Below are 21,642 nucleotides of genomic sequence, written 5' to 3'. Positions count from 1 at the left end.
TCCAGGACAGCGTGTGCGGGCCGGGCGGGTCCAAGACTTCATCCTTCTGGTGTCATAGGCCGGTCCTATAGTGGCTGGGTGGACCTGCGCCGATGGCACTACTTCGCCGTGCTCGCCGAGGAGATGCACTTCACCCGCGCGGCGGCCCGGCTGTTCGTGTCGCAGCCGTCGCTGAGCCAGCAGATCCGCGCGTTCGAAGCGGAGCTGGGCGTCGCGCTGCTCGACCGCACGGGCCCCCGCTTCGCGCTGACGGAGGCGGGTCGCGTCGCCGCGGCGGAGGCCCGCGACCTGCTCGACCGCCTGGACCACGCCCGCGGCGTGATCACGGCGACCGGCCGCGGCGACACCGGGCGCCTGCGGATCGCGTACACCCGCTCGGCCCCGGGCCCCCTGGCCGGCGACCTGGTGGCGGCGTACCGCGCGCGGTACCCGGAGGTTTCCCTGGCGCTGGAGACCGGCTGGACGAGCTTCAACCTGGCCCGGCTCCTCGCGGGCGAGATCGACCTGGGCTTCGTGCGGCCGCCGGTGGACGCCCCGGGTCTGGAGGTCGCGGTGGTCGGCTCGGAGGAGGTGCTGATCGCGCTGCCGTCGGGGCACGCGCTGGCCCGACGCCGGAGCCGGCTGCGCCGGGCGTGGATCGCGGCGGAGCCGGTGGTGTTCTGGCCGCGTGAGAACGGCCCGGGCCAGTACGACGCGATCAGCGCGCAGGTGTGGCCGGGTGGGGTCCCGCGGATCGTGCGCGAGGAGCCGGAGGACGAGCAGCTGATGCGCGCGGTCGCGGAGGGCGCGGGCATCGCGGCGGTCCCCGAACACCGCGCGCGCGGGTTGCGTCGCCGCGGGGTGGTGCTGCGGCGGCTGGAAGATCCGGTACCGCGGATCGACCTGGGCCTGGCTTGGCGCGCGGGCGCGGTTTCCCCGGTCGTGCGGGGGTTCGTGGCGTTGGCCCGCGGTGCGGCGGAGCAGTCATGACCGGCTCGCCCAACGTCTTGAATGAGTCATTCAGGTCTTCGGAGGTCCTGAATGACTCATTCAAGACGTTGGCGGAGCCGGGCCCCTTCGGCAAAAGCCGTGGACGCCGAAGTTAGGGTGGGCGGATGGGGACGATCAGGCAGGTGCAAATCACTTTCGACTGCGCGGAACCCGAGCGCGTCGCCCGGTTCTGGTGCGAGGTGCTGGGGTACGTGGTCCCGCCGGCGCCGCCGGGGTTCGCCACCTGGGCCGACTTCGACCGGTCGCTGCCGGCCGAGCGTCAGGGCGCCGCGTTCGCCTGTGCCGATCCGACGGGCGCGGGCCCGCGGCTGTTCTTCCAGCGCGTTCCCGAAGGCAAGGTCGTCAAGAACCGGGTGCACCTCGACGTGCGGGTCGGCACCGGGCTGAAGGGCGCCGAGCGGCTCGCCGCGCTGGAGGCCGAGCGCGACCGGCTGATCGCGCTCGGCGCGAGCCACTTCCAGACCTTGTACGCCGATGAATACAACGAGTCGTGCATCGTGATGCAGGACGTCGAGGGCAACGAGTTCTGCCTCGACTGACGGCCTAGCGGTCGCCGAGGGCCATCCGGACCGCCGCGACCACTTCCGGGTGACCCAGCGGCAACGGCGGGGGCACCCGGTCTTCCGGGCTGTCGCTGCTCGACGCCACCACCCGCACCACCGTGCCGGCCTCCCGCAGCTTCGCGATGACGTCGTCGTGCTCGGTCAGCCATGCTTCGTTCGCCTCCCGCGCGTCGCCGGCCGGGAGGAACGCGTCCGACGCCGGGTCGACCAGCAGCAGCCGGGCCGCCGCGCCCGGGTGGCGCTCGACCAGCTGGAGCGCTTCCGTCGCGAACGGGCCGCTCGCCACCACCGTGATCTCCGGGTCGGCGGGGCCCGCGTCGCCGAGGAGGTCGTCGGCTTCGGTGAGGGCGCCGCCCGCCGGGAGGCGGCACCAGAAAACCGCGCGCTTTTCTGCCAGGGGCCGCCAGCTGCCCGGCAGCTCGTCGTGCTTGCCCGCGCCCGCGGGGTCGAGGACGATCACCTTGGGACCGGCCGGGTCGCCGGCCGTCACGACGGGCGGGCCTTCGGAGCGCAGGGGTTCGGCGGCCATCAGGAATCCTTTCCACGGTGGGGGACTTCCGGCGAGGCCGTGTCGAGCGGCACGGACCCCGACCGGACCAGTCCCAATTGGACGGTCTGGCGGCCGGACAGCCGCTCCAGGAACCAGTCGGTGGCCGTGCGCACGCGGTTCCCCGGCATCGCCATCAGGTGGTAGCCGCGCGTGACCGCCTTCGCCGGGAGGCCGGAAAGCGGGATGTGCAACGGGTTCGCCGCGGCCGCGCCGGCGCCGAGGTCGACGACGAAGCCGAGGTCGTGGTGCCGGTAGGTGCCGGGGCGGCCGTAGCCGAGCGACGCCGCGACGTTGCGCCCGGCCAGCTTGCCCTGCCGCTCGGCGTGCTGCGCGGTCATCGCGGTGTACTGGCCGGGGCGGGTGAGGTCGGGGACGGCGGCCGCGTCGCCGCAGGCGAAGACGTCGTCGCGGCCCGGCACGTTCAGCCGCTCGGTGACCACCAGCCTGCCCTTCGCGGTCTCGAGACCGATCTCGGCGACCAGCGGGTCCGGCCGCACGCCGACGCACCACACCAGGGTCCGGGTGGGCACCGAGTCGCCGTTCGTCAGGGTCACGCCCTTGGCGTCGGCGTGATCCACCGACGTCTTCATCAGCACTTCGACGCCGCGCGAGCGCAGCACCGCGTCGGCGGTCCGCCCGAGCCGCGGGTCCAGTTCCGGCAGCACGCGGTCGGCCACGTCCAGCAGCTGCCAGCGGATGGGCTGCCCGGCGAGCTCGGGGTGGCGCGCGGCGAGCGCGGCGGTGAACGCGGGGCCCTGCGCGGCCACTTCGGTGCCGGTGTAGCCCGCGCCGACCACCACGAACGTGCAGCGCGCGTCGCGTTCGGCCGGGTCGTCCGCCGCGGCGGCCAGTTCGATCTGCCGCGTGATGTGGTCGCGCAGGTACAGCGCTTCCGGAATGCCGCGGAAGCCGTGCGCGTACTCGGTGACGCCGGGGATCGGCAACAGCTTGTTGACGCTGCCCGCGGCCAGCACCAGCCGGTCGTAGCGGATCCGGTGCTCCTGGTCCTCCGGGTCGGTGTAGGCCACCGTGCGGCCGTCGAAGTCGACGTCGGTCGCGGTCCCCAGCACGAGGCGCACGCCGGGCAGGGTGTCGGGGATCGACACCGCGATCCGCCGCGGGTCGAGGATCCCGGCCGCCACCTCCGGCAGCAAAGGCAGGTACAGGAAGTAGTCCGTCGGGTTCAGCACGACGATTTCGGCGTCTTCGCCTGCTTCTTTCCTGAGGTGTTTCGCCGCGTTGTACCCGGCGAAACCGCCACCGACGATCACGACACGCATGGATCCCCTTTCTCGGCCGGAACTCGTCTTCTGCCGGTTACCCGAGGTCGGAGCCGGGAAACGGGCGGGGTTGACCTCTCGGCCCAGTGGCGTACGGTCAGGGTGTTGGCTGTTGTTCAGACACGTGCTCCGGTCAGCGCCCCTGCAGGCTGTGAAAGGGAGCGCCATGCACGACATCTTCCGAACCATTTTCGAACCCGACGGTCTGACCGCCACGACCACGGAGCGTCCGGGCGGTGTCCGCGTCGTCACCCTGGTGGGCGACATCGACGCCGCCACTGTCGGCACGCTCGACGACGCCCTGGCCACCGGCGAGCGGGTCGTCGCGGACCTGACCAGGGTGGCTTTCCTCAGCTGCGCCGGCGTCCGGTCGCTGCTGGGGGCGCACGACCGCACCGACCTCGCCGTCGTCGTGAGCGGCCACGCGGTGACGCGCTCGCTCGAGGCGACCGGCGCCGACCTGGTGCTGAAGATTCACCCGCGCGTGGGAGCCGCACTCGTCGGCCTCACCGCCGAGCCCGGCGGGGAGGCGTGACCGCCCGGCGGTCACGCCTCCCTCCGTCCACTGTGGAGTGATCGGCCCGGCTCAGTCGTCCGGCCAGTCGCCGGTCGCCTTGCGGTAGCCGACGGCACCCGCTCGTTCCGTGGCCGCCTTGACGGCGGCGAAGATCGCGCCCTGCACCGCCGCCGCGATGATCACCTGCTGCCAGGTGTAGTCGCGGTCGGTGGCGTCGGGCGCGTCTTCCTCACCGGCCACTCGCTTCCAGACCTGCTTGAACGCCTGGCCGGCGAGGACACCGCCGAGGGCGCCGATCACCCAGCTCAGCGGCTTGTACAACACCTTGTTCACGAGTCGTTCCTCCGTCGCAGGATCAGGCGGATCACGATCAGCAGGCCGAGGACGCCGGCGAACACCGGCACCGGGTTGGCCCGGACGGCGTCGGCGCCCTGGCGGAACTTGACCGCGGTCGGCTCGTTCGTCACGTCGGCGACCTTCGCGGTGGCCACGTCGAGCTTCTCGTCGACGTTTTCCTTGACCCGGCTCTTCACGTCGAGCTTCTGCCCGAGCGCCTCCAGCGTTTCGGTCAGCTCTTCCCGGGTGGTGTCCCGGTCGAGCCGCGCCTCCTCGGCGTTCTTCGGGAACTCACCGCTCATGTCCGCACTCCCTGCTTCACGGTGTCCACGTCTTCGCGGACGCCGGTGATCGCTTCTTCGGGCACCGGCGGCACCGCCTGGGTCACTTCCTTCTTGCCTGCCAGCGCCGCGATCCCTGCGATCAGGAACAGCGCGACGGCGACGATCACCGCCGCGAGCCAGCCGGGGAGGACCAGCGCCAGCGCCAGCACCGCGGCCGCGACCAGTGTGCCGGCGCCGAACAACGCGAACAGGCCCGCCGCGCCGAACAACCCGGCGCCGAAGCCCATCTTCTTGCCCTTGCGCTGCAGTTCGAAGACCGCGAGCCGCATCTCGTCGCGGACCAGCCGTTTGACCTCGTCGGTCAGGTCCGTCACCAGTTCGCCGACGGAACGGTCCGCCGCCGGTTTCTCGTTCACTTCTTCGATCACGGAACACCTCCTTCACCTGGCCGCCGGGTACCCGGCGCGCGGCGGGTCAATCACGGCGCGTTTGACTCCCCGACCACCGGGTAGCCGGGGAATTCCACCACCGACCAGGAGGAGTGCATGAGCACGATCACCGAAATCGTGGACGTGGAAGTCCCCGTTTCCACCGCCTACAACCAGTGGACGCAGTTCGAGGAGTTCCCGCGGTTCATGGAAGGCGTCGAACAGATCCGCCAGGTCGACGCCACGCACACCCACTGGGTGACGAAGTTCGGTGGCGTGACGCGCGAATTCGACGCGACGATCACCGAGCAGCACCCCGACGAGCGGGTCGCGTGGACGTCCGACTCCGGGCCGGACCACGCCGGCGTCATCACCTTCCACCGGCTCGACGACTCGCACACGCGAGTCACCGCGCAGATGGACATCGACCCGGAGGGCTTCGCCGAGAACGTCGCCGACAAGCTGGGTGTGCTCGATCGCCGGGTGAAGGGCGACCTGAAGCGGTTCAAGGAGTTCATCGAGCAGCGCGGCCGGGAGACCGGCGGCTGGCGCGGCGACGTGGACCGCCCGGGCTCCTAACCCGATCAGGGTGAAACGCACGGCGGGGCGGTGGCAGACCGCCCCGCCGTGTTTCGCGTCCGGAGGCCACGGGTAGGCCGCACTCATGACCACCACCGCCGAAGTTCCCACTGTCGAATTGAACAACGGCGTGCGGATCCCGCAATTCGGGTTCGGCGTCTTCCAGATCCCGCCGGACGAAACCGCGCAGGCGGTGCGGACGGCCCTCGAAGCCGGCTACCGCCACATCGACACCGCGCAGATGTACCGGAACGAAGCGGGTGTCGGCGCCGGGATCGCGGAATCGGGCCTGAAGCGCGAAGACGTGTTCGTCACCACGAAACTGGCGAACGACGCGCACGGCCACGACAACGCGATCACCGCGCTGGAAGGGAGCCTGCGCCGGCTCGGCTTCGACCACGTCGACCTGTACCTGATCCACTGGCCGTTGCCGCACAAGGAAAACTACGTCCGCACGTGGCAGGGTTTCGAGGAAATCCTGCGCGCGGGCAAGGCGCGCGCGATCGGCGTGTCGAACTTCCAGCCAGGGCACCTCGACCGGCTCGCCGAAGAAACCGAGACGGTGCCCGCGGTCAACCAGATCGAGCTGCATCCCGCGCTGCAGCAGAGCGAGTTGCGCGCCTACCACCGGGAACACGGCATCGCGACCGAGGCTTGGAGCCCGCTCGCGCAAGCCGAAGTGCTCGACGACCCGGTGCTCGCCGAGCTGGCGGGCAAGCACGGGCGGACGGCCGCGCAGGTCGTGCTGCGCTGGCACCTCCAGCTCGGGAACATCGTGTTCCCCAAGTCGTCGTCCCCGGACCGGATCCGGCAGAACATCGACGTGTTCGGCTTCGAACTCGACGACGAGGACATGACGGCGATCGGCAAGCTCGACGCCGGCCGCCGCACGGGGCCGGATCCGGACGCCTTCACGGGGTGACCTCGGCGTTTCCCTGAGCGACGCCGAGGGTATTCCTCCGGCAAGGTCCCCCTGGAAGGAGCGTCCGGCATGACCACGAACGCGTATCTGTCGTTCCTCGCGATCGGCATCGCGCTGGTCCTCATCGACGGGCAGATCATCTACCGCAGCGGACGGCGGTACCTGGAGAACTCCTACGGCGATCCCGCGGCGGGCGCTTCGATGACCCGCCTGGTCACGGTGTTGTTCCACCTGGCGACGCTGGGTGTGCTGGCGCTGATCTCGACCATCGACATGGGCGACAGCGACCTGCCGGGCGTCGTCGGCCGGCTCGGCGTCCTGCTCCTGATCCTCGCGATCGCCCACGCGATCACCCTCGGCGTGCTGGCCCGCATCCGCGGCGAGCAGGAAGTCGAGGCGGTCGTCCAGCGCGGGAGCCGTCCGCAGCGGGTGGAGCCGCAGACCCCGACCGTGACGCCGGTGCCGGGCCAGGACGGCCGGTACCCGGACGTCAGCCCGTCGCTGGAGAACCGCTCGCCGTACTCGGCCCAGTAGCCCGTCGAAAGCGCCCCAAGGCAAGGCCACCTTGGGGCGCTTTCACCGCTCGCGGGCCGGGATGTCGATCTCGGTGTGCCGGGTGGCGAGGGTGTGCGCCAGCTCGGCGAGCTTCACGTTGAGGTCCTGGGACGCGCGCCGCAGCACGTCGAAGGCTTCGTCGGCGGTGATGCCGCGGCGCTGCATCAGGATTCCCTTCGCCTGGCCGATCACGTCCCGGCTGTTGATCGCGCGGCGCAGGTTTTCGGTCTCCAGCTCGGCCGCGGCGAGTGCTTCGGTGTGGGCGAGCGCGAGGGACGCGTGGGTGGCCAGCAGGAGCGCGATGTCGATGGCCCGGCTGTCGAACGCCCCCGGGGTCCGCGAATAGATGTTGAGCGCTCCCGAAAGGCGCGGCGGGCGGGCGTCGGGGAGCAGCGCCGTCGCCAGCACCGAGTGGTAGCCGTGCCGGGCGGTGGCCGGGCCGAACGACGGCCAGCGGGGGTCGCGGCCCACGTCCTGGGACCAGCCGACGGCCGGGCCGTCCGGGCGGGCCGATTCCACGCACGGCCCTTCGCCGTGGTCGTACTGCAGCTGGTCGAGCTCGAGGGCGACGGGGTCGGTCTCGACCGGCGTGTGGAACCGGCCGTCGGGGCCGCGCAGGGTGACGCTGACCAGGTGGGCGTCCGGGACGATCGCGACCGCGGCGCCGACGACGAGCTTGAGCACGCCGCCGACCGTCGGCGTCGCGTCGAGCAGCGTCCGCGTCAGGTCGGCGAACTGCCCCGCCAGGGGGCCCGGCGCCGGCGCGCCGTCCTGTCCGAACCAGGCCCGGTCCCGGGCCCACTCGCCTTCACTGACGCTCATCGGTCCTCGCTGTGTCCGTGGTGGTGACGGACCCCATTCAACCCGATGCCGGTGCGTTCTCGCCCTGCCCGGGCCGCAGCAGTGCGTTTCTGGCGCGGTCGACGAACCCGGGGCCCGGCCACAGCCGCTCGGCCGGTGGCACCCGGTCGGCCAGGTCGGGGTGGGGCAGGGTCGCGGCGGCTTCCCGGGTTTCGAGGACCGCACGGCCCAGCTCGGTCCGCCGTTCGGGGGAACAGCGGCGGCGCACCTCGGTCACCGCCGCCGGCCCTTCGTCGCGGACGTGCCGCCGCACGGTCCGGATGAGCCCGCCCAGCAGCCGCTCGAACCGGGTTTCCTGCGGACCCGCGCCCTCCAGCTGCCGCATCAGCCGGTCCGCTTCGGCGAGGTCGCCTTCGCCGTCGAGAAAGGGTTCTTCGGCGACGGCGTGCCGGACCAGCTCCGCGATCAGGTGGTCCGAGAGGTCCTTGCGGTTCTCCGGGCTGCCCTGGCCGAGTTCGAGCTCGGTGCAGAGCCGGTCCAGCTCCCGGTGGTCACCGGCGAGGACGATCGTCAGGTCGGTTGCGGGCTGGCTGCCGTTCATGCACGCTCCTGGTCCGGGCTCGGGTTTCCGGGTCGGATACCCGCTGCTCGCGCGCCGAATCCCGTGTCGGCGGGCAGCGCGCCGGGTATGCCAGGAGGAGAACCGGCCCCCAGGAGAGGATGACCATGGCAGCGCCGTCGTCGGTGATCGAACGCGAACGCAAGTACGAGGTCGCGGCGGGCAGCGGCGTGCCCCGGCTGATCGGCGTGGCGGGCGTCGCGGCCCAGGACGATCCCGTCGAGCAGGTCCTCGACGCGTCCTACTACGACACCGAGACCTTCCGGCTCGCGGCGGCCGGCATCACGCTGCGGCGTCGCGTCGGCGGGCACGACGCGGGCTGGCACCTCAAGCTGCCGGTGTCGGCCGATGAGCGGCAGGAGATCCAGCTCCCGCTGGGCGGGGACGTCCACAAGGTGCCGGGCCGGTTCCGGCGCCTGGTGCGCGCGTACACGCTGGGGGAGAAGCTGGTGCCGATCGCGCACCTGCGCACCGACCGGTTCGCCCACCGGCTGGCGGCCGCCGACGGCCGCACGATCGCGACCCTCACCGACGACCACGTCACCGGCGAAGCGGGCGGGGAGGCTGCGCGGCTCGACGAGTGGCGCGAGCTGGAGCTGGAACTCGACCCGGACACCGAACCGGGCCTGCTCGAGGAGTTCGACCGCGCGCTGGCCGACGCCGGCGCTTCGGCTTCGCCGTGGTCCTCGAAACTCCGCCGCCTCGTCGGCGACCGCGTCCCGGCGCCGCCGCGCTTCGGCAAGAAGCCGTCGGCGGGGGACGTCGTGGTGGCGTCGCTGCGCGAGCACGCGGCCGGGCTGCGCCGGGCGGACGTGGGCGTGCGGCTCGGCGTCGACGACTCCGTGCACCAGATGCGCGTCGCGGCCCGGAAGCTGCGGAGCACGCTTCGCACGTTCGGGTCAGTACTCGACAAGGAGCGGACCGACGGCCTGGCGGCCGAGCTGCAGTGGCTCGGCCGCCAGCTGGCCCCGGCGAGGGACGCCGAAGTCAGCGAAGAGCGGCTGCGCGCGCAGCTCGACGAGCTGCCGCCGGAGCTGGTGTTCGGGCCGTTGCGCCAGTTCCTCACCCGCTACTTCGCCCGCGAGGCGGAGGAAGGGCGCACACGCGCGCTGACCGCGCTGACCGGCAAGCGCTACCTCGCGCTGCTCCGGGCGCTGGACGAGGTGGTGACGGACCCGCCGTCGACCGCGAAGGCGGGCAAGCCGGCGAAGGCCGGGTTGCGCAAGCCGCTGGGAAAGGCGGCGCGGAAGCTGACCCGCGCCGAGGCGGCGACGCACGGCCTGTCCGGCGAGGAGCTGGAGCACGCGCTGCACGACGTCCGGAAGAAGGCGAAGCGGGCCCGGTACGCCGCCGACACCGTGAAGCCGGTGTCCGGCAAGAAGGTGCGGAAGTGGCGCAAGAACGTCAAGGCGGTCCAGCAGACGCTCGGCGCGCACCAGGACACCGTGGTCGGCCGGGAAGTCCTGCGCCACCTCGCCATCGCCGGGCACGGCGAAGGGCAGAACACCTTCACGTTCGGGATGCTGCACGCCCGGGACGCCGAGCGGGCGGAGCGGCTGCGGAAGCAGTTCGCGAAAGAGTGGCGGCGGCTGCGGAAGGGGTGACGTCGCGGCCGGCCCGGTCCGGGCCGGCCGCCGCCTAGCCTTCGCCGGTCAGCTTGCCGCGCAGCTGCTCGAGGGTCTGCGACAGCAGCCGCGAAACGTGCATCTGGGAGATGCCGACGCGGTCGGCGATCTGGGTCTGGGTCAGTCCGCCGAAGAACCGCATCACCAGGATCGCGCGCTCGCGCTTGGGCAGTTCCTGCAGCAGCGGCTGGAGGGCCTCGTGGTTCTCCACCATGGCCATCTCGTGGTCCGGCTCGCCCATCGTGTCCGCCAGCGACAGCGCCTCGGCGTCGTCGTGCACGGGCTTGTCGACCGACAGCGCCTGGTAGGCGTTGCCCGCCATCAGGCCTTCGCGGACTTCGTCGACGTCCAGGTTCAGGTGCTCGGCCAGCTCGGTCGGCGTCGGGGCGCGGCCCAGGCGCTGCGAAAGCGTCGCCGAGCCCTGGCTCAGCGACAGGTGCAGCTCCTTGAGCCGGCGCGGGACGCGCACGGACCAGCCGGTGTCCCGGAAGTGCCGCCGGACCTCGCCCATGATCGTCGGCACCGCGAACGACAGGAAGTCGTGGCCCCGGCTGGGGTCGAACCGGTCGACGGCGTTGATCAGGCCGATCCGCGCCACCTGGACCAGGTCCTCACGCGGCTCGCCGCGGCCGGAGAACCGCGTCGCGATGTGCTCGGCCAGCGGCAGCAGCTCGGTGACCAGCTTGCTCCGGACGGCATCGCGCCGCGGGTCGTCGGCGTCGAGTTCGCCCAGCTCTTCGAACAACGGTTCGCAGTGGGCGTACTCGTCCGGGCGGTGGAGGACGGTTTTGCGCTCGCCGCTCACGCGCTCGTTCCCGGGTTGAGCACCAGCTCGATCGTGACGATGCCCGCGCCTCCACCGGGAAGGACGTCGCAGTGCGCGGTCACCGACCGGCTCAGCGTGGTCAGCACGTGCCAGCCGAACGTGCGGTCGCTCGGCGGGCGGGGATCGGTCGAGCGGGTCGAGACGACGACGTGCAGCCCGTCGACGGCGAGCCGGAAGCGGCAGTGCAGCTGCGACCCCAGCTCGGCGAGCTGGACGAGCTGCGCGCAGGCTTCGTCGACGGCCATCTTCGCGTCGGCGATGGCGTCCAGCCCGAAGTCCGCGCGCGAGACCACGCCGTGCGTGAGCATGCGGACCAGGGGAATCTGCTCCGCCATGGCGGGGAGCCGTAGCTCGACGAGCTCGTCGAGCATCTCCTCGACGGTCGGTTTGCCGCCGAGCGAGCCACCACTTGGTATTTCTTCCATGCCGGAGGTACTACCCATCTGGGGGAATGCTGACACTGGGGGTTCGGGGTCGTTCAAGGGGACCGATGTCACCGGCCCAGCGCCCGTTCGAGTTCCTTCTTGGTCATCTTCGAACGGCCGTCGATGTTCTTCTTCTTGGCTTCGTTGTAGAGCTGGTCCTTGGTCGGCCCGCCCGGGCCCTTGCGGTTGCCCGACCGCTCGCCGCCGCGCTGCTGCGGGGACTTGTCCTTGACCGACGTCTTGCTCGCCTGCCGCGACTCACCCGACTGCGCGCGGTTCTTGTTCACGGTCCGGGCCGCGATCTCCTTGGCCCGCCCGGTGCTCGCGCCGCGGTCTTCGGCCGAGTCCTTGATGTGCTCGTACTGGCGTTCGCGCTTGCCGCTCCACGACTGAGGCATGGCTGCTCCCTTCTTCCCGCAGGCGGATACCCGGTTGATCACCCGGTAAACGTCGTTGCCGGGTGATTACCCACCGCATCACCCGGGTACGCGACGGGCTGACGAGAGGAGGCGCCGATGCGGATCGGCTACACCCTGATGACCGAGCAGACCGGGCCGAACGAACTGGTCCGGTTCGCCGCCGGTGCGGAAGCGGCCGGCTTCGACTTCGAGGTGATGAGCGACCACTACTCGCCGTGGCTGGCGGAGCAGGGGCACGCGCCCTACGCCTGGAGCGTGCTGGGCGCGGTCACCCAGAGCACCGAGCGCGTCGAGCTGATGACGTACGTGACCTGCCCGATCATGCGGTACCACCCGGCCGTGGTGGCGCAGAAGGCCGCGACCGTGCAGGCGCTCTCGGCCGGCCGGTTCACCCTGGGGCTCGGCGCGGGCGAGAACCTCAACGAGCACGTCGTGGGCCGCGGCTGGCCGCCGGCCAACGTCCGCCACGACATGCTGGCCGAGGCCGTGCAGATCATCGGCGGCCTGTTCGACGGCGGGTACTTCGACTACGAGGGCAAGCACTTCCGCGTCGACTCCGCGAAGCTGTGGGACCTGCCGGAGAAGCGGACGCCGGTCGCCGTCGCCGTCTCCGGCTCGCAGTCGGTGCGGCGGTTCGCCCCGGTCGCCGACGCGATGATCGCCGTCGAGCCGAAGGTGGAGCTCGCCCAGGAGTGGGACGCGACCCGGCTCGGGCCGCCCACGCGCAAGATCGCGCAGCTGCCGGTCTCGTGGGGTCCCGACCGCGACGCCGCGGTGAAGCGCGCGCACGAGCAGTTCCGCTGGTTCGCCGGCGGCTGGAAGGTCAACGCCGAGCTGCCGGGCCCGGCCGGGTTCGCCGGGGCGACGCAGTTCATCCGCGAGGAGGACGTCGCCGGCTCGATCGCCTGCGGCCCGGACGTGGAGCCGATCGTCGAAGGTGTCCGCGAGTTCGAGAAGGCGGGCTTCACCGACGTCGCGCTCGTCCAGATCGGCGGCGACCAGCAGGAGGGCTTCCTCGACTTCGCCGAGAAGGAACTGCTCCCGGCTCTGCGCGGCTGACCGCGCCGGGGGGAAGTCCACTTCGGACAGGCCCGCGACCGTCGTTGCTCCGAACGGACGCGTGGCGCGCCGCGCTGGTGACCGCTCGTGCCCGCGCCGATCGCGATGCAGTAATCTCGCGCCCGGACCCGTTAAAGCGCTAGCGGCCCACTAGTGGCGCGCGCCCGGGTCCTCCCTGGTCTTCAAGCGCCCTGAGCAAAGGATGAAGGGGCGTCACCAGGATGACGGGCGGCCACGAGCAGCTCACCGCACGGCTGGACGAAGTCACGGTCGCGATGGAGTCGCTGACCGCGATGCTGGACACCGAGCTGGACCTCGGCCAGATGCTGCAGGCGGTGTGCGACCACGTGGTGCACGTGGTGCCGGGAGCCGACATGGCGAGCATCACCCTCGTGCGCGAAGGCGTTCCGGAAACGGTCGCCAGCACCGACCAGCGAGCGGTCAACTTCGACCGCGAGCAGTACCGCATCGGCGACGGCCCGTGCCTGCGTGCCGCCGAGACCGGCCAGCCGGTCCGGGTCGGCGTCGGTGCGGTGGGGGACATCTGGCCGCAGTTCGTGACGGCGGCCGAGCAGCTGGGGGTGGCCAGTTTCCTGGCGGCCCCGCTGACGGTGGACGAGGACATGTCCGGCGCGGTCAACCTCTTCGGGTTCGGCGAGCACGGTTTCAGCGAGCTGGGCACGAAGATCCTGGAGCTGTACACGGCGACCGTGGTGTTCGGCCTGCGCAGCGCGCGGCGGTACTTCGCGGCTCGCGAGCTGGTGGACCAGCTCAACCGGGCGCTGGAGACGCGCGCGGTGATCGACCAGGCCAAGGGGATCCTGATGGCGGCGCACCGGATCACGGCGGAGGAGGCGTTCCAGCGGCTCGTGAAGCGGTCGCAGGACGGCAACCGCAAGCTGCACGAGGTGGCGGCGGACTTCGTGGCGGCGGTGGTGACGACGACGGCGTGAGCCGTGCCCGTCCCTTCTCAGCCCGTCGTGACCTCGTCCGGCGGCGAGTCCGGCTCCGCGGCCGGTTCCTGGCGGAGCCGGCCGAGCTGGCAGGTCGTGCACACCAGGGTGCGGCCGAGCACCGTCCCGTCGTCCGCGACGACCTGCGCCACGTGCATCGTCGGGAAGCCGCAGACCTCGCAGGGGAGTGAGCCGCCTTCGCGGCTGATGCGGATCTGGGTGCCCATCCGGCCTCCTGGTGTGACGTGGGTCTCATCTACCTTGCCGTCTCCAGGGCGCGTACCGGGCGAATTCACTCGTTCGGCCTAATGTTCGGCGTCTCCAGAGCCCCGTCGGGTGCCTCCTGTGTTTCAGGAAGTGATCCGGGGTAACCGGCCGGCGAGACGCACAGGCGGATGCCCGGAGGGGAGCGGAGATGCGAGACAAGCGGAACGACCTGCGACCGGTGGCGGACCTGCTGCTGGAGGGTGGTGACTCCCCGGCGCAGGAACGCACCCGGCACAAGGCGGCGCTGGCCGTCGCGGCCCAGGCCAAGGACCCCGAGGACTGCGCCCGGCTGCTGGAGATGCTCGGCCTGCACCGCGGTGGCCGCGCCAGCGAAGTGGCCTGACCCCCCGTCACGCTGAGTTTCGGGAGACCGCCGCACGGGTATCGCTGCCGGTGAGGAGGTCGAGATGGCGAGACCGGTGTGGAGCGGCGCGCTGAGCCTGGGGCTGGTGACGGTCCCCGTGGAGCTGTACCCCGCGGTGGCGGACCACACGATCCACTTCCACCAGTTCGAACGCGGCACGTCGGACCGGATCCGCAACCGCCGCGTCAACGAACGGACCGGTGACGAGGTCGGCCAGGACGAGATCGTCAAGGGCTACGACCTCGGCGGCGGCGACCACGTGCTCGTCGAGCCGGACGAGCTGGACGAGATCGCGCCCGAGCGGTCCCGCCGGATCGACATCGAGCAGTTCGTCGAGCTCGACGACATCGACCCCTGGTTCTTCGACAAGACGTACTGGCTCAAGCCGGCGAAGGAAGATTTCGCCAAGGCGTACGGCCTGCTGCTGCAGGCGATGGACCGCAGCGAAAAGGCCGGCGTCGCGAAGTTCGTGCTGCGCGGCAAGGAATACCTCGCGGCGGTCCGTGCCGGCGAGGGCGTCATGGTGCTCAACACCCTGCACTTCGTCGCGGACCTGCGGAAGCCGAAGGACGTCATGGGCAAGCTGCCCGAGCTGCCGAAGCCGCGGCCGAAGGAGCTCGACATGGCGCTCGCGCTGGTCGACGAGATGACCGCGCCGTGGCGGCCCGAGGACTACCGCGACGAGTACTCGAAGCGCGTCGAAGAGCTGATCAAGGCCAAGAAAGCGGGCAAGGAGATCACGCACGAAGAGGAGCCGGAGCCCTCGGCCGACGTCGTCGACCTCTTCGAGGCGCTCTCGCGCAGCGTGAAGAACCGCAAGGGCGGCGCCAAGAAGCCGGCCAAGCGGGACCTCGGCGAACTGTCCAAAGCGGACCTGGACAAGCTCGCCCGCGAGCAGGGCGTCAAGGGCCGGTCGAAGATGACGCGCGCCGAGCTGGAGAAGGCGCTGAAGGCCTCGTGACCGGACCCGGCTGGCGCGAGCCCACCCTGGCCACGCTCACCGACCGCCGGTTCTCCGGCGAAGAGTGGATCTTCGAGCGCAAGCTGGACGGCGTCCGCGCGATCTGCGTCCGCGACTCCGGTGCGCCGACGCTGTACTCCCGCAACCGCAAGGTGATGGACGCCGCCTACCCCGAGATCGTCGACGGCCTCGCGGCGCGGGGCGGCCCGCGGTTCGTCGCCGACGGCGAGATCGTGGCGTTCGACGGGGCGAACACGAGCTTCGCCGCGCTCCAGCCGCGGATCCACGTGAGCGACCCGGTCCGCGCCCGCGCGACCGGCGTGCGCGTCTACTACTACCTGTTCGACCTGCTGTACTTCGACGACCAGGACACGACCGGCCTGCCGCTGCGGCAGCGGAAGGCGCTGCTGCGGGACGCGTTCGACTTCGGTGACCCGTTGCGGCTGTCGGCGCACCGCAACACCGAGGGCGAGAAGTTCTTCGAGGAAGCCTGCCGGCGGGGCTGGGAAGGCGTCATCGCCAAGCGGGCCGACGCGCCGTACCACCACGGGCGGTCACCCGACTGGCTGAAGTTCAAGTGCGCGCAGGGTCAGGAACTCGTCATCGGCGGCTTCACCGATCCCCGAGGCGCCCGGCACGGCTTCGGCGCGCTCCTGCTCGGCTACCACGAAGACGGCGGCCTGAAGTACGCGGGCAAGGTCGGCACCGGCTTCGACGAGCGGCTGCTGGCGTCGTTGCACGCGCGGCTGAAGGACCTGGAGACGCCGAGCTCGCCGTTCCACGGCCCGGTGGGGGAGCGCGGCGCGCACTGGGTCCGGCCGGAGCTGGTGGCGCAGATCGGCTTCTCCGAATGGACGCGCGACGGGCGGCTGCGGCACCCGCGGTTCGCCGGGCTGCGCGAGGACAAGAAGGCCGCGGACGTCGTACGGGAGCGGGCATGAAGATTTCCCACGAGGACAAGGTGTTCTACCCGGACGACGGGCTGACCAAGGGCGACGTCGTCGGGTACTACCGGGACGTCGCGGACGTCATGGTGCCGCACCTGCGCGGCCGCCCGCTGACGTTGCGGCGCTTCCCGGACGGCATCGCGAAGCAGGGCTGGTTCCAGAAGCACCCGGGCGAGCACTTCCCGGACTCGGTCCGCGTCGAGCGCGTCCCCCGGCGCGGCGGCGGGACGGACGACTACGTGGTCTGCGACGACGCGGAAACGCTGGAGTACCTGGCGAACCAGGGGACGGTGGAGTTCCACGTCTGGCTGTCCACTGTGGATGCTCCGGAGCGGCCCGACCGCCTGGTGCTGGACCTCGACCCGCCGGACCGCACGCCGGTGGCGGAGCTGCGCGCGACCGCCCGGCGCATCCGTGACGAATACGAGCGCGCAGGGCTGACGGCGTTCGTCCAGGCCACCGGCGGCCGTGGTTTCCACGTGCTGGCACCCTTGGACGCGAAGTCGGACACCGAAGTCGTGCTGGACCTGTCCCGGGCCCTGGCCGACCGCGTCGCGGCTGCCGACCCGGACCGCCTGACCACGGCCCAGCGCAAGGAAAAGCGCGGCGACCGGATCTTCCTGGACGCGAACCGGAACGGGTACGCGCAGACGTTCGTGGCGCCGTACTCCCTGCGTGCGCGGCCAGGTGCGGCGGCGGCGACGCCGTTGGACTGGCGGGAGCTGGGCAAGGCCGACCCGGACGGCTGGAGCCTGGCGAAGGAGAAGCAGCGGCTGGCCCGCAAGGACGATCCGTGGCGCGACCTGGACGGGCACGCGGCGTCGGCCGAGGCCGCGCTGGCGAAGCTGGGCTGACTTCAGCCCAGCAGCTTGCCCGCCGCCTTGAGATCTGCCACGAAAGCCGCGTACGCCTCGTCCCGGTCCGGGGCCCGCAGCACCGCCGACGGGTGGACCGTCGCCACCGCGGACGGCACCAGTTCCGTCAGGTCCTCCGGCGGCTCGACCGGCTCGCCGCGGTGCTCGGTGAGCCGGAACTTCGGGCCCAGCACCGACTGCGCGGCCGTCGCGCCCAGCAGCAGCACCAGTTCCGGGCGCACCGCGCGCAGCTCCGCCAGCAGCCACGGGCGGCACGCGACCACTTCCGTGCGGCCCGGTTTCTGGTGGATGCGGCGCTTGCCCTCGCGCTTGAACTTGAAGTGCTTGACCGCGTTCGTCACGTACAGCGACCGCCGGTCGAAGCCGGCCTCCTCGAACGCACGGTCCAGGAGCTTGCCCGCCGGGCCGACGAACGGCTCGCCCGCCACGTCCTCCTTGTCGCCCGGCTGCTCGCCGACGACGAGGACCTTCGCCCCGGCCGTGCCTTCGCCGAAGACGGTCTGCGTGGCGTCCTGGTACAGCGTGCACCCCTGACACCCCGACGCCGCCGAGCGCAGGCGGTCGAAGTCGGTGGTGTCCGGCGGCTCGGCGCCGCGGGAATCCGGCATGTGGCCGGAAATTCCCCGGACGGCCGCCGAGTAAACCCGGCGACCCCGGGTAGCCGTCCAGCAACCGGAAGAAAGGAGTTCACGATGACCACCGCACGCGACATCATGACGGCGGACGCCACCTGTGCCCGCGAGTCCGACACCGTGCAGGACGCCGCGGTCACCATGGCCCGGCTGGGCGTCGGTGCCCTGCCGATCTGCGGTGAGGACAACCGGCTGAAGGGCATGATCACCGACCGTGACATCGTCGTGAAGGTGCTGGCCGAGGGCAAGGACACGCGCGCGCTCCACGTCGGTGAGCTGGCCCAGGGCGAGGCCGTGACGATCGGTGCCGACGACGACGCCGAGCAGATCCTGCGCACGATGTCCGAGCACCGAGTGCGCCGGCTGCCGGTGATCGACGGGCACGACCTGGTCGGGATCGTCGCGCAGGCCGACGTGGCCAGGGCGCTGGCGAACCCGAGCGCGGGCGAGCTGGTCGAGGCGCTCTCCTACGACTGAGCACCGCGCCGCGCGGGTACCCGGCCGGTATGACGCGCAGCCGAGGAAAAGTGGAAGTGGCGACCCGCGTCGCCCTGGAAACCCCCGAGGACCTGGCCGAGCACTACACGCCGGGCGTCGCGGACCAGGCGAAGCGGGTCGCCGACGACCCGTCCGCGCTCGGGCGGGAGACGGTCAAGGCCAACTCGGTCGCCATCGTCTCCGACGGCTCGGCGCTGCTCGGGCTCGGCGACCGCGGCCCGGCCGCCGCCCTGCCGGTGATGGAGGGCAAGGCGGCCCTGCTCAAGCGGTTCGCCGACGTCGACGCCTGGCCGATCTGCCCGGTCAGCCGCGAACCCGACGACCTCGTCCGCACGGTGAAGGACCTCGCGACGTCGTTCGGCGCGATCAACCTCGAAGACATCGCCGCGCCGCGCTGCTTCACCGTCGAGCGGCGGCTGCACGACGAGCTCGACATCCCCGTCTTCCACGACGACCAGCACGGCACCGCGGTCGTCGTGCTCGGCGCGCTGCACAACGCGCTGAAGCTGACCGGCCGCGACCCCGCGGGGACGTCGGTCGTCATCTCCGGCGCCGGCGCGGCGGGCAGCGCGATCGCCCGGCTGCTGCTGCGCGCCGGCTACCCGTCCGACGGGATCGTCGTCTGCGATCGCGAAGGCGTCCTGCACGAAGACCGGGACCTGGTGGGGGAGAAGGGCTGGCTGGCGGAGAACACGGGTGGTGCCCCCGGTTCGCTGAAGGACGCCTTGCGCGGTGCGGACGTCTTCATCGGCGTCAGCGCCGGCGGGCTCTTGGCGCCCGAGGACGTCGAGGCCATGGCGGAGCGCGCGATCGTGTTCGCGCTGGCGAATCCGGACCCGGAAGTCGATCCCGAGGCGGCCGGGCAGCACGCCGAGATCGTCGCGACCGGGCGCAGTGACTTCCCCAACCAGATCAACAACGTGCTGGCGTTCCCCGGGATGTTCCGCGGGCTGCTCGACTCGGGCGCGCCGCGGGTGACCGAGCACATGCTGCTCGCCGCCGCGCACGCGCTGGCCGACGTCGTCGGAGAAGACCTGGCGCCGGACCGGATCGTGCCCAGCGTGTTCGACGAAGCGCTGGTGCCCGCCATGGCCGAGGCGGTCGCGGGCGCGGCGAAGGCCGACGCCTAGTCCACTGTGGAGCGCCGGGTCAGTGCGCGCCCGCGGTCGGGGCGGCGCCGTCTTCGGTGTCCTGGCGAGCAGTTTCGGCGCGGGCGATGTGCCACGCCACCAGCGCTCCCGAGCTCACCGTGCCCCACAGCACGAGCGCGGCGTCCCGGGCGAAGAGGCCGACGAGCAGCATCACGACGGCGGTGACGTCGCAGAGCACCAGAAGCAGGTTCCAGCGCCTGACCCCGCGCAGCTTGTGGCCGCTGAAGGCGGCGGCGAACGCCGGGTCACTCGCGCGCAGCTCCGCTTCGATTTCGCGCAGCGCGTGGTGTTCTCGCTCCGGAAGCATGGGATCCTCCTCGCCTCGGCTACCGGAGTGATACCCGCTCGGGACCCGTTCAAAGCGGGCCGGTGCGGTGAAATCAGTGGTTGTCGCGGGGAATGCCCTTCGTCTCGGCGATCCGCTGGTACGCCACCGCCGGGCGCAGCACCATGCCGTCGCAGAGCTGGTCGACCATCGACCGCTGGATCTCCTGCCACGGCGTCTGCGCTTCCGGCACCGGGTAACCGCCCGCCTCGGCGAGCTCCTTGTGGCGCAGCGCGAGTTCCTCGTCGGGGATCAGGACGTCGGCGGTGCCCGCGGCCAGGTCGATCCGCACCCGGTCGCCGGTCCGCAGCACGGCGAGCCCGCCGCCCGCCGCGGCTTCGGGGGATGCGTTGAGGATCGACGGCGAGCCGGACGTGCCCGACTGGCGGCCGTCGCCGAGGCACGGCAGCTCGTGCACCCCGCGCTTGATCAGCTCCGCCGGCGGCCGCATGTTCACGACCTCCGCGGAGCCCGGGTAGCCGAGCGGGCCGGTCCCGCGCATGACCAGCAGCGAGTGCTCGTCGACGCCGAGGTCCGGGTCGTCGATGCGCGCGTGGTAGTCCTCCGGCCCGTCGAACACGACCGCGGTGCCCTCGTAGACCCCGCTGGCCAGGTAGCGGCGCCGGAACTCCGGCGAGATGACGCTGGACTTCATGATCGCCGCGTCGAAGAGGTTGCCCTTGAGCACGAGGAAGCCGGCGTCGGCGGTCAGCGCGGTGTCGAACGTCCGGATGACGTCCCGGTCGCCGGCTTCGGCGTCGCGGCAGTTCTCGCCGAGCGTGCGGCCGTTGACCGTCCGGGCTTCTTCGTGGATCAGGTCGTGCCGCATCAGCTCGTGCACGACGGCGGGGACGCCGCCGGCGCGGTGGAACTCCTCGCCGAGGTACTTGCCCGCGGGCTGCAGGTCGACCAGCAGCGGGACGGCGTGGCCGAGCCGCTGCCAGTCCTCGAGCGGCAGGTCGACGCCGATGTGCCGGGCGATCGCGCCGATGTGGATGGGCGCGTTGGTCGAGCCGCCGATCGCCGAGCTCACCACGATGGCGTTCTCGAACGCCTCGCGCGTCAGGATGTCGGACGGCTTCAGGTCCTCGCGCACCATCTCGACGATCCGCAGCCCGGTGCGGTAGGCCATCCGCGCCCGGTCGCGGTGCGGCGCCGGGATGGCCGCGCAGCCCGGCAGGCTCATCCCGAGCGCTTCGGCGAGCGCGTTCATCGTCGAGGCCGTGCCCATGGTGTTGCAGTGCCCGGGTGACGGCGCGGACGACGCGACGAGCTCCATGAACCCGGCGTCGTCGATCTCACCGGCCGCGAGCAGTTCGCGCGCCTTCCAGATGATGGTGCCGGAGCCGGTGCGCTCGCCGTTGTGCCAGCCGTTGAGCATGGGGCCGCCGGACAGCACGATGGCGGGGAGGTCGACGGTCGCGGCTGCCATCAGGCAGGCGGGGGTGGTCTTGTCGCAGCCGGTGGTCAGGACGACGCCGTCGATGGGGTAGCCGTAGAGCGTCTCGACCAGTCCGAGGTAGGCGAGGTTCCGGTCGAGGGCGGCGGTCGGGCGCTTGCCGGTCTCCTGGATGGGATGCACCGGGAACTCGATGGCGATCCCGCCCGCCTCGCGGATGCCTTCGCGGGTGCGGTCGGCGAGCTGCAGGTGGTGCCGGTTGCAGGGGGACAGGTCGGAGCCGGTCTGCGCGATCCCGATGATCGGCTTGCCGGACTGCAGCTCCTCCCGGGTGAGGCCCCAGTTCATGTACCGCTCGAGGTAGAGCGCGGTCATCCCGGGGTCGGCGGGGTTGTTGAACCAAGCTTCGCTGCGCAGTCCCATACCGGCCAGTCTGGCAATGGCGGTCCCGGAATGCACGCCCTCGGCTCAAGCGCCCCAATGTGGCGTTCG

29 protein-coding genes are annotated in these 21,642 nt (G+C 71.5%); 15 read left to right on the top strand and 14 right to left on the bottom strand.

What is annotated here, in order from left to right; all coding sequences use genetic code 11:
* Positions 1–78 precede the first annotated feature (78 nt).
* Together H4696_RS11740 and H4696_RS11735 are read left to right on the top strand one after the other, a co-directional pair.
* Positions 79–969, top strand: coding sequence for a LysR family transcriptional regulator (locus H4696_RS11740; protein ID WP_086859880.1), 891 nt, complete (start codon positions 79–81; stop codon positions 967–969).
* Between the two features lie 125 nt (positions 970–1,094).
* A complete protein-coding gene (locus tag H4696_RS11735; protein ID WP_086859876.1) occupies positions 1,095–1,529 on the top strand; it encodes a VOC family protein in 435 nt (144 codons plus the stop codon).
* A gap of 4 nt (positions 1,530–1,533) precedes the next feature.
* On the opposite strand, the gene H4696_RS11730 is transcribed toward H4696_RS11735, so the two are convergent.
* Entirely contained in the window at positions 1,534–2,082 is a 549-nt protein-coding gene (locus H4696_RS11730; protein WP_086859875.1) for a hypothetical protein, read from the bottom strand.
* A complete protein-coding gene (locus tag H4696_RS11725; protein ID WP_086859873.1) occupies positions 2,082–3,383 on the bottom strand; it encodes an NAD(P)/FAD-dependent oxidoreductase in 1,302 nt (433 codons plus the stop codon). The genes H4696_RS11730 and H4696_RS11725 overlap by 1 nt, the downstream gene beginning before the upstream one ends.
* A gap of 166 nt (positions 3,384–3,549) precedes the next feature.
* Here H4696_RS11725 and H4696_RS11720 point away from each other — a divergent pair, with 166 nt between their 5' ends.
* The gene (locus H4696_RS11720) at positions 3,550–3,918 is read left to right on the top strand and encodes an STAS domain-containing protein (protein ID WP_086859871.1); all 369 of its coding nucleotides are present in this window, start codon (positions 3,550–3,552) and stop codon (positions 3,916–3,918) included.
* Between the two features lie 51 nt (positions 3,919–3,969).
* Here H4696_RS11720 and H4696_RS11715 read toward each other — a convergent pair whose 3' ends face one another.
* Genes H4696_RS11715 through H4696_RS11705 form a run of 3 tightly spaced genes read right to left on the bottom strand, consistent with a single transcriptional unit; the run spans position 3,970 to position 4,948 of the window.
* Positions 3,970–4,233: a DUF4235 domain-containing protein gene (locus H4696_RS11715; RefSeq protein WP_086859869.1), complete on the bottom strand. Its 264-nt coding sequence runs from the start codon at positions 4,231–4,233 to the stop codon at positions 3,970–3,972.
* Positions 4,230–4,538 carry a DUF3618 domain-containing protein gene (locus tag H4696_RS11710; protein WP_086859867.1) on the bottom strand — a complete coding sequence of 103 codons (309 nt, stop codon included), beginning with the start codon at positions 4,536–4,538 and terminating at the stop codon, positions 4,230–4,232. Before H4696_RS11710 ends, H4696_RS11715 begins: the two co-directional genes overlap by 4 nt.
* Complete coding sequence (locus H4696_RS11705) at positions 4,535–4,948, bottom strand: phage holin family protein (protein ID WP_086859865.1); 414 nt, start codon at positions 4,946–4,948, stop codon at positions 4,535–4,537. The genes H4696_RS11710 and H4696_RS11705 overlap by 4 nt, the downstream gene beginning before the upstream one ends.
* A 117-nt stretch (positions 4,949–5,065) precedes the next feature.
* Here H4696_RS11705 and H4696_RS11700 point away from each other — a divergent pair, with 117 nt between their 5' ends.
* From H4696_RS11700 to H4696_RS11690, 3 genes are all read left to right on the top strand, one after another.
* On the top strand, positions 5,066–5,527 hold the full coding sequence (locus H4696_RS11700; protein WP_086859863.1) for an SRPBCC family protein: 462 nt from the start codon (positions 5,066–5,068) through the stop codon (positions 5,525–5,527).
* 85 nt (positions 5,528–5,612) lie between these two features.
* Positions 5,613–6,449: an aldo/keto reductase gene (locus tag H4696_RS11695; RefSeq protein WP_086859861.1), complete on the top strand. Its 837-nt coding sequence runs from the start codon at positions 5,613–5,615 to the stop codon at positions 6,447–6,449.
* A gap of 69 nt (positions 6,450–6,518) precedes the next feature.
* Positions 6,519–6,983, top strand: coding sequence for a hypothetical protein (locus H4696_RS11690; RefSeq protein ID WP_086859859.1), 465 nt, complete (start codon positions 6,519–6,521; stop codon positions 6,981–6,983).
* Between the two features lie 42 nt (positions 6,984–7,025).
* Here H4696_RS11690 and H4696_RS11685 read toward each other — a convergent pair whose 3' ends face one another.
* Both H4696_RS11685 and H4696_RS11680 read right to left on the bottom strand, forming a co-directional pair.
* Positions 7,026–7,826 (bottom strand): GAF and ANTAR domain-containing protein, encoded by an 801-nt coding sequence (locus H4696_RS11685; protein WP_086859857.1) that lies wholly within the window; start codon positions 7,824–7,826, stop codon positions 7,026–7,028.
* A gap of 37 nt (positions 7,827–7,863) precedes the next feature.
* A complete protein-coding gene (locus tag H4696_RS11680; protein ID WP_086859855.1) occupies positions 7,864–8,406 on the bottom strand; it encodes a hemerythrin domain-containing protein in 543 nt (180 codons plus the stop codon).
* Between the two features lie 119 nt (positions 8,407–8,525).
* Here H4696_RS11680 and H4696_RS11675 point away from each other — a divergent pair, with 119 nt between their 5' ends.
* Entirely contained in the window at positions 8,526–10,028 is a 1,503-nt protein-coding gene (locus H4696_RS11675) for a CYTH and CHAD domain-containing protein (RefSeq protein WP_225955656.1), read from the top strand.
* 34 nt (positions 10,029–10,062) lie between these two features.
* Here the strand turns inward: H4696_RS11675 and H4696_RS11670 are convergent, their stop codons facing one another.
* From H4696_RS11670 to H4696_RS11660, 3 genes are all read right to left on the bottom strand, one after another.
* Entirely contained in the window at positions 10,063–10,854 is a 792-nt protein-coding gene (locus tag H4696_RS11670; protein WP_086859853.1) for a SigB/SigF/SigG family RNA polymerase sigma factor, read from the bottom strand.
* Entirely contained in the window at positions 10,851–11,300 is a 450-nt protein-coding gene (locus H4696_RS11665) for an ATP-binding protein (RefSeq protein ID WP_086859851.1), read from the bottom strand. The genes H4696_RS11670 and H4696_RS11665 overlap by 4 nt, the downstream gene beginning before the upstream one ends.
* 68 nt (positions 11,301–11,368) lie before the next feature.
* The gene (locus H4696_RS11660; protein ID WP_086859849.1) at positions 11,369–11,698 is read right to left on the bottom strand and encodes a plasmid stabilization protein; all 330 of its coding nucleotides are present in this window, start codon (positions 11,696–11,698) and stop codon (positions 11,369–11,371) included.
* A gap of 117 nt (positions 11,699–11,815) precedes the next feature.
* Between H4696_RS11660 and H4696_RS11655 the strand changes: the two genes are divergently transcribed.
* Both H4696_RS11655 and H4696_RS11650 read left to right on the top strand, forming a co-directional pair.
* A complete protein-coding gene (locus H4696_RS11655) occupies positions 11,816–12,778 on the top strand; it encodes a TIGR03557 family F420-dependent LLM class oxidoreductase (protein WP_086859847.1) in 963 nt (320 codons plus the stop codon).
* A gap of 221 nt (positions 12,779–12,999) precedes the next feature.
* Positions 13,000–13,731 carry an ANTAR domain-containing response regulator gene (locus H4696_RS11650; RefSeq protein ID WP_086859845.1) on the top strand — a complete coding sequence of 244 codons (732 nt, stop codon included), beginning with the start codon at positions 13,000–13,002 and terminating at the stop codon, positions 13,729–13,731.
* Between the two features lie 17 nt (positions 13,732–13,748).
* Here the strand turns inward: H4696_RS11650 and H4696_RS11645 are convergent, their stop codons facing one another.
* Entirely contained in the window at positions 13,749–13,958 is a 210-nt protein-coding gene (locus H4696_RS11645; RefSeq protein ID WP_086859843.1) for a hypothetical protein, read from the bottom strand.
* Positions 13,959–14,146: 188 nt separating this feature from the next.
* Between H4696_RS11645 and H4696_RS11640 the strand changes: the two genes are divergently transcribed.
* The 4 genes from H4696_RS11640 (at position 14,147) to ligD (H4696_RS11625) (ending at position 17,124) form a co-directional block, all read left to right on the top strand.
* The gene (locus H4696_RS11640; RefSeq protein ID WP_086859841.1) at positions 14,147–14,341 is read left to right on the top strand and encodes a hypothetical protein; all 195 of its coding nucleotides are present in this window, start codon (positions 14,147–14,149) and stop codon (positions 14,339–14,341) included.
* 64 nt (positions 14,342–14,405) lie between these two features.
* Positions 14,406–15,323, top strand: a complete 918-nt coding sequence (ku, locus tag H4696_RS11635) for a non-homologous end joining protein Ku (protein WP_086859839.1) — start codon at positions 14,406–14,408, stop codon at positions 15,321–15,323.
* Positions 15,320–16,264 carry a non-homologous end-joining DNA ligase gene (gene ligD / locus H4696_RS11630; protein WP_086859838.1) on the top strand — a complete coding sequence of 315 codons (945 nt, stop codon included), beginning with the start codon at positions 15,320–15,322 and terminating at the stop codon, positions 16,262–16,264. Before ku ends, ligD (H4696_RS11630) begins: the two co-directional genes overlap by 4 nt.
* A complete protein-coding gene (gene ligD / locus H4696_RS11625) occupies positions 16,261–17,124 on the top strand; it encodes a non-homologous end-joining DNA ligase (protein WP_086859836.1) in 864 nt (287 codons plus the stop codon). The genes ligD (H4696_RS11630) and ligD (H4696_RS11625) overlap by 4 nt, the downstream gene beginning before the upstream one ends.
* Before the next feature lie 2 nt (positions 17,125–17,126).
* Here the strand turns inward: ligD (H4696_RS11625) and H4696_RS11620 are convergent, their stop codons facing one another.
* Entirely contained in the window at positions 17,127–17,753 is a 627-nt protein-coding gene (locus H4696_RS11620) for a UdgX family uracil-DNA binding protein (RefSeq protein ID WP_086859834.1), read from the bottom strand.
* A gap of 84 nt (positions 17,754–17,837) precedes the next feature.
* Between H4696_RS11620 and H4696_RS11615 the strand changes: the two genes are divergently transcribed.
* Together H4696_RS11615 and H4696_RS11610 are read left to right on the top strand one after the other, a co-directional pair.
* Complete coding sequence (locus tag H4696_RS11615; RefSeq protein WP_086859833.1) at positions 17,838–18,254, top strand: CBS domain-containing protein; 417 nt, start codon at positions 17,838–17,840, stop codon at positions 18,252–18,254.
* A 56-nt stretch (positions 18,255–18,310) separates the two neighbouring features.
* A complete protein-coding gene (locus H4696_RS11610; RefSeq protein WP_249026990.1) occupies positions 18,311–19,405 on the top strand; it encodes an NAD(P)-dependent malic enzyme in 1,095 nt (364 codons plus the stop codon).
* Positions 19,406–19,424: 19 nt separating this feature from the next.
* On the opposite strand, the gene H4696_RS11605 is transcribed toward H4696_RS11610, so the two are convergent.
* Together H4696_RS11605 and H4696_RS11600 are read right to left on the bottom strand one after the other, a co-directional pair.
* Entirely contained in the window at positions 19,425–19,733 is a 309-nt protein-coding gene (locus H4696_RS11605; protein ID WP_086859829.1) for a DUF3040 domain-containing protein, read from the bottom strand.
* A gap of 73 nt (positions 19,734–19,806) precedes the next feature.
* On the bottom strand, positions 19,807–21,573 hold the full coding sequence (locus H4696_RS11600; protein ID WP_086859827.1) for an IlvD/Edd family dehydratase: 1,767 nt from the start codon (positions 21,571–21,573) through the stop codon (positions 19,807–19,809).
* Positions 21,574–21,642 lie beyond the last annotated feature (69 nt).

This window comes from Amycolatopsis lexingtonensis, assembly GCF_014873755.1.
GTDB lineage: Bacteria > Actinomycetota > Actinomycetes > Mycobacteriales > Pseudonocardiaceae > Amycolatopsis > Amycolatopsis lexingtonensis.
This window is presented reverse-complemented; position numbering and strand designations above follow the sequence as displayed.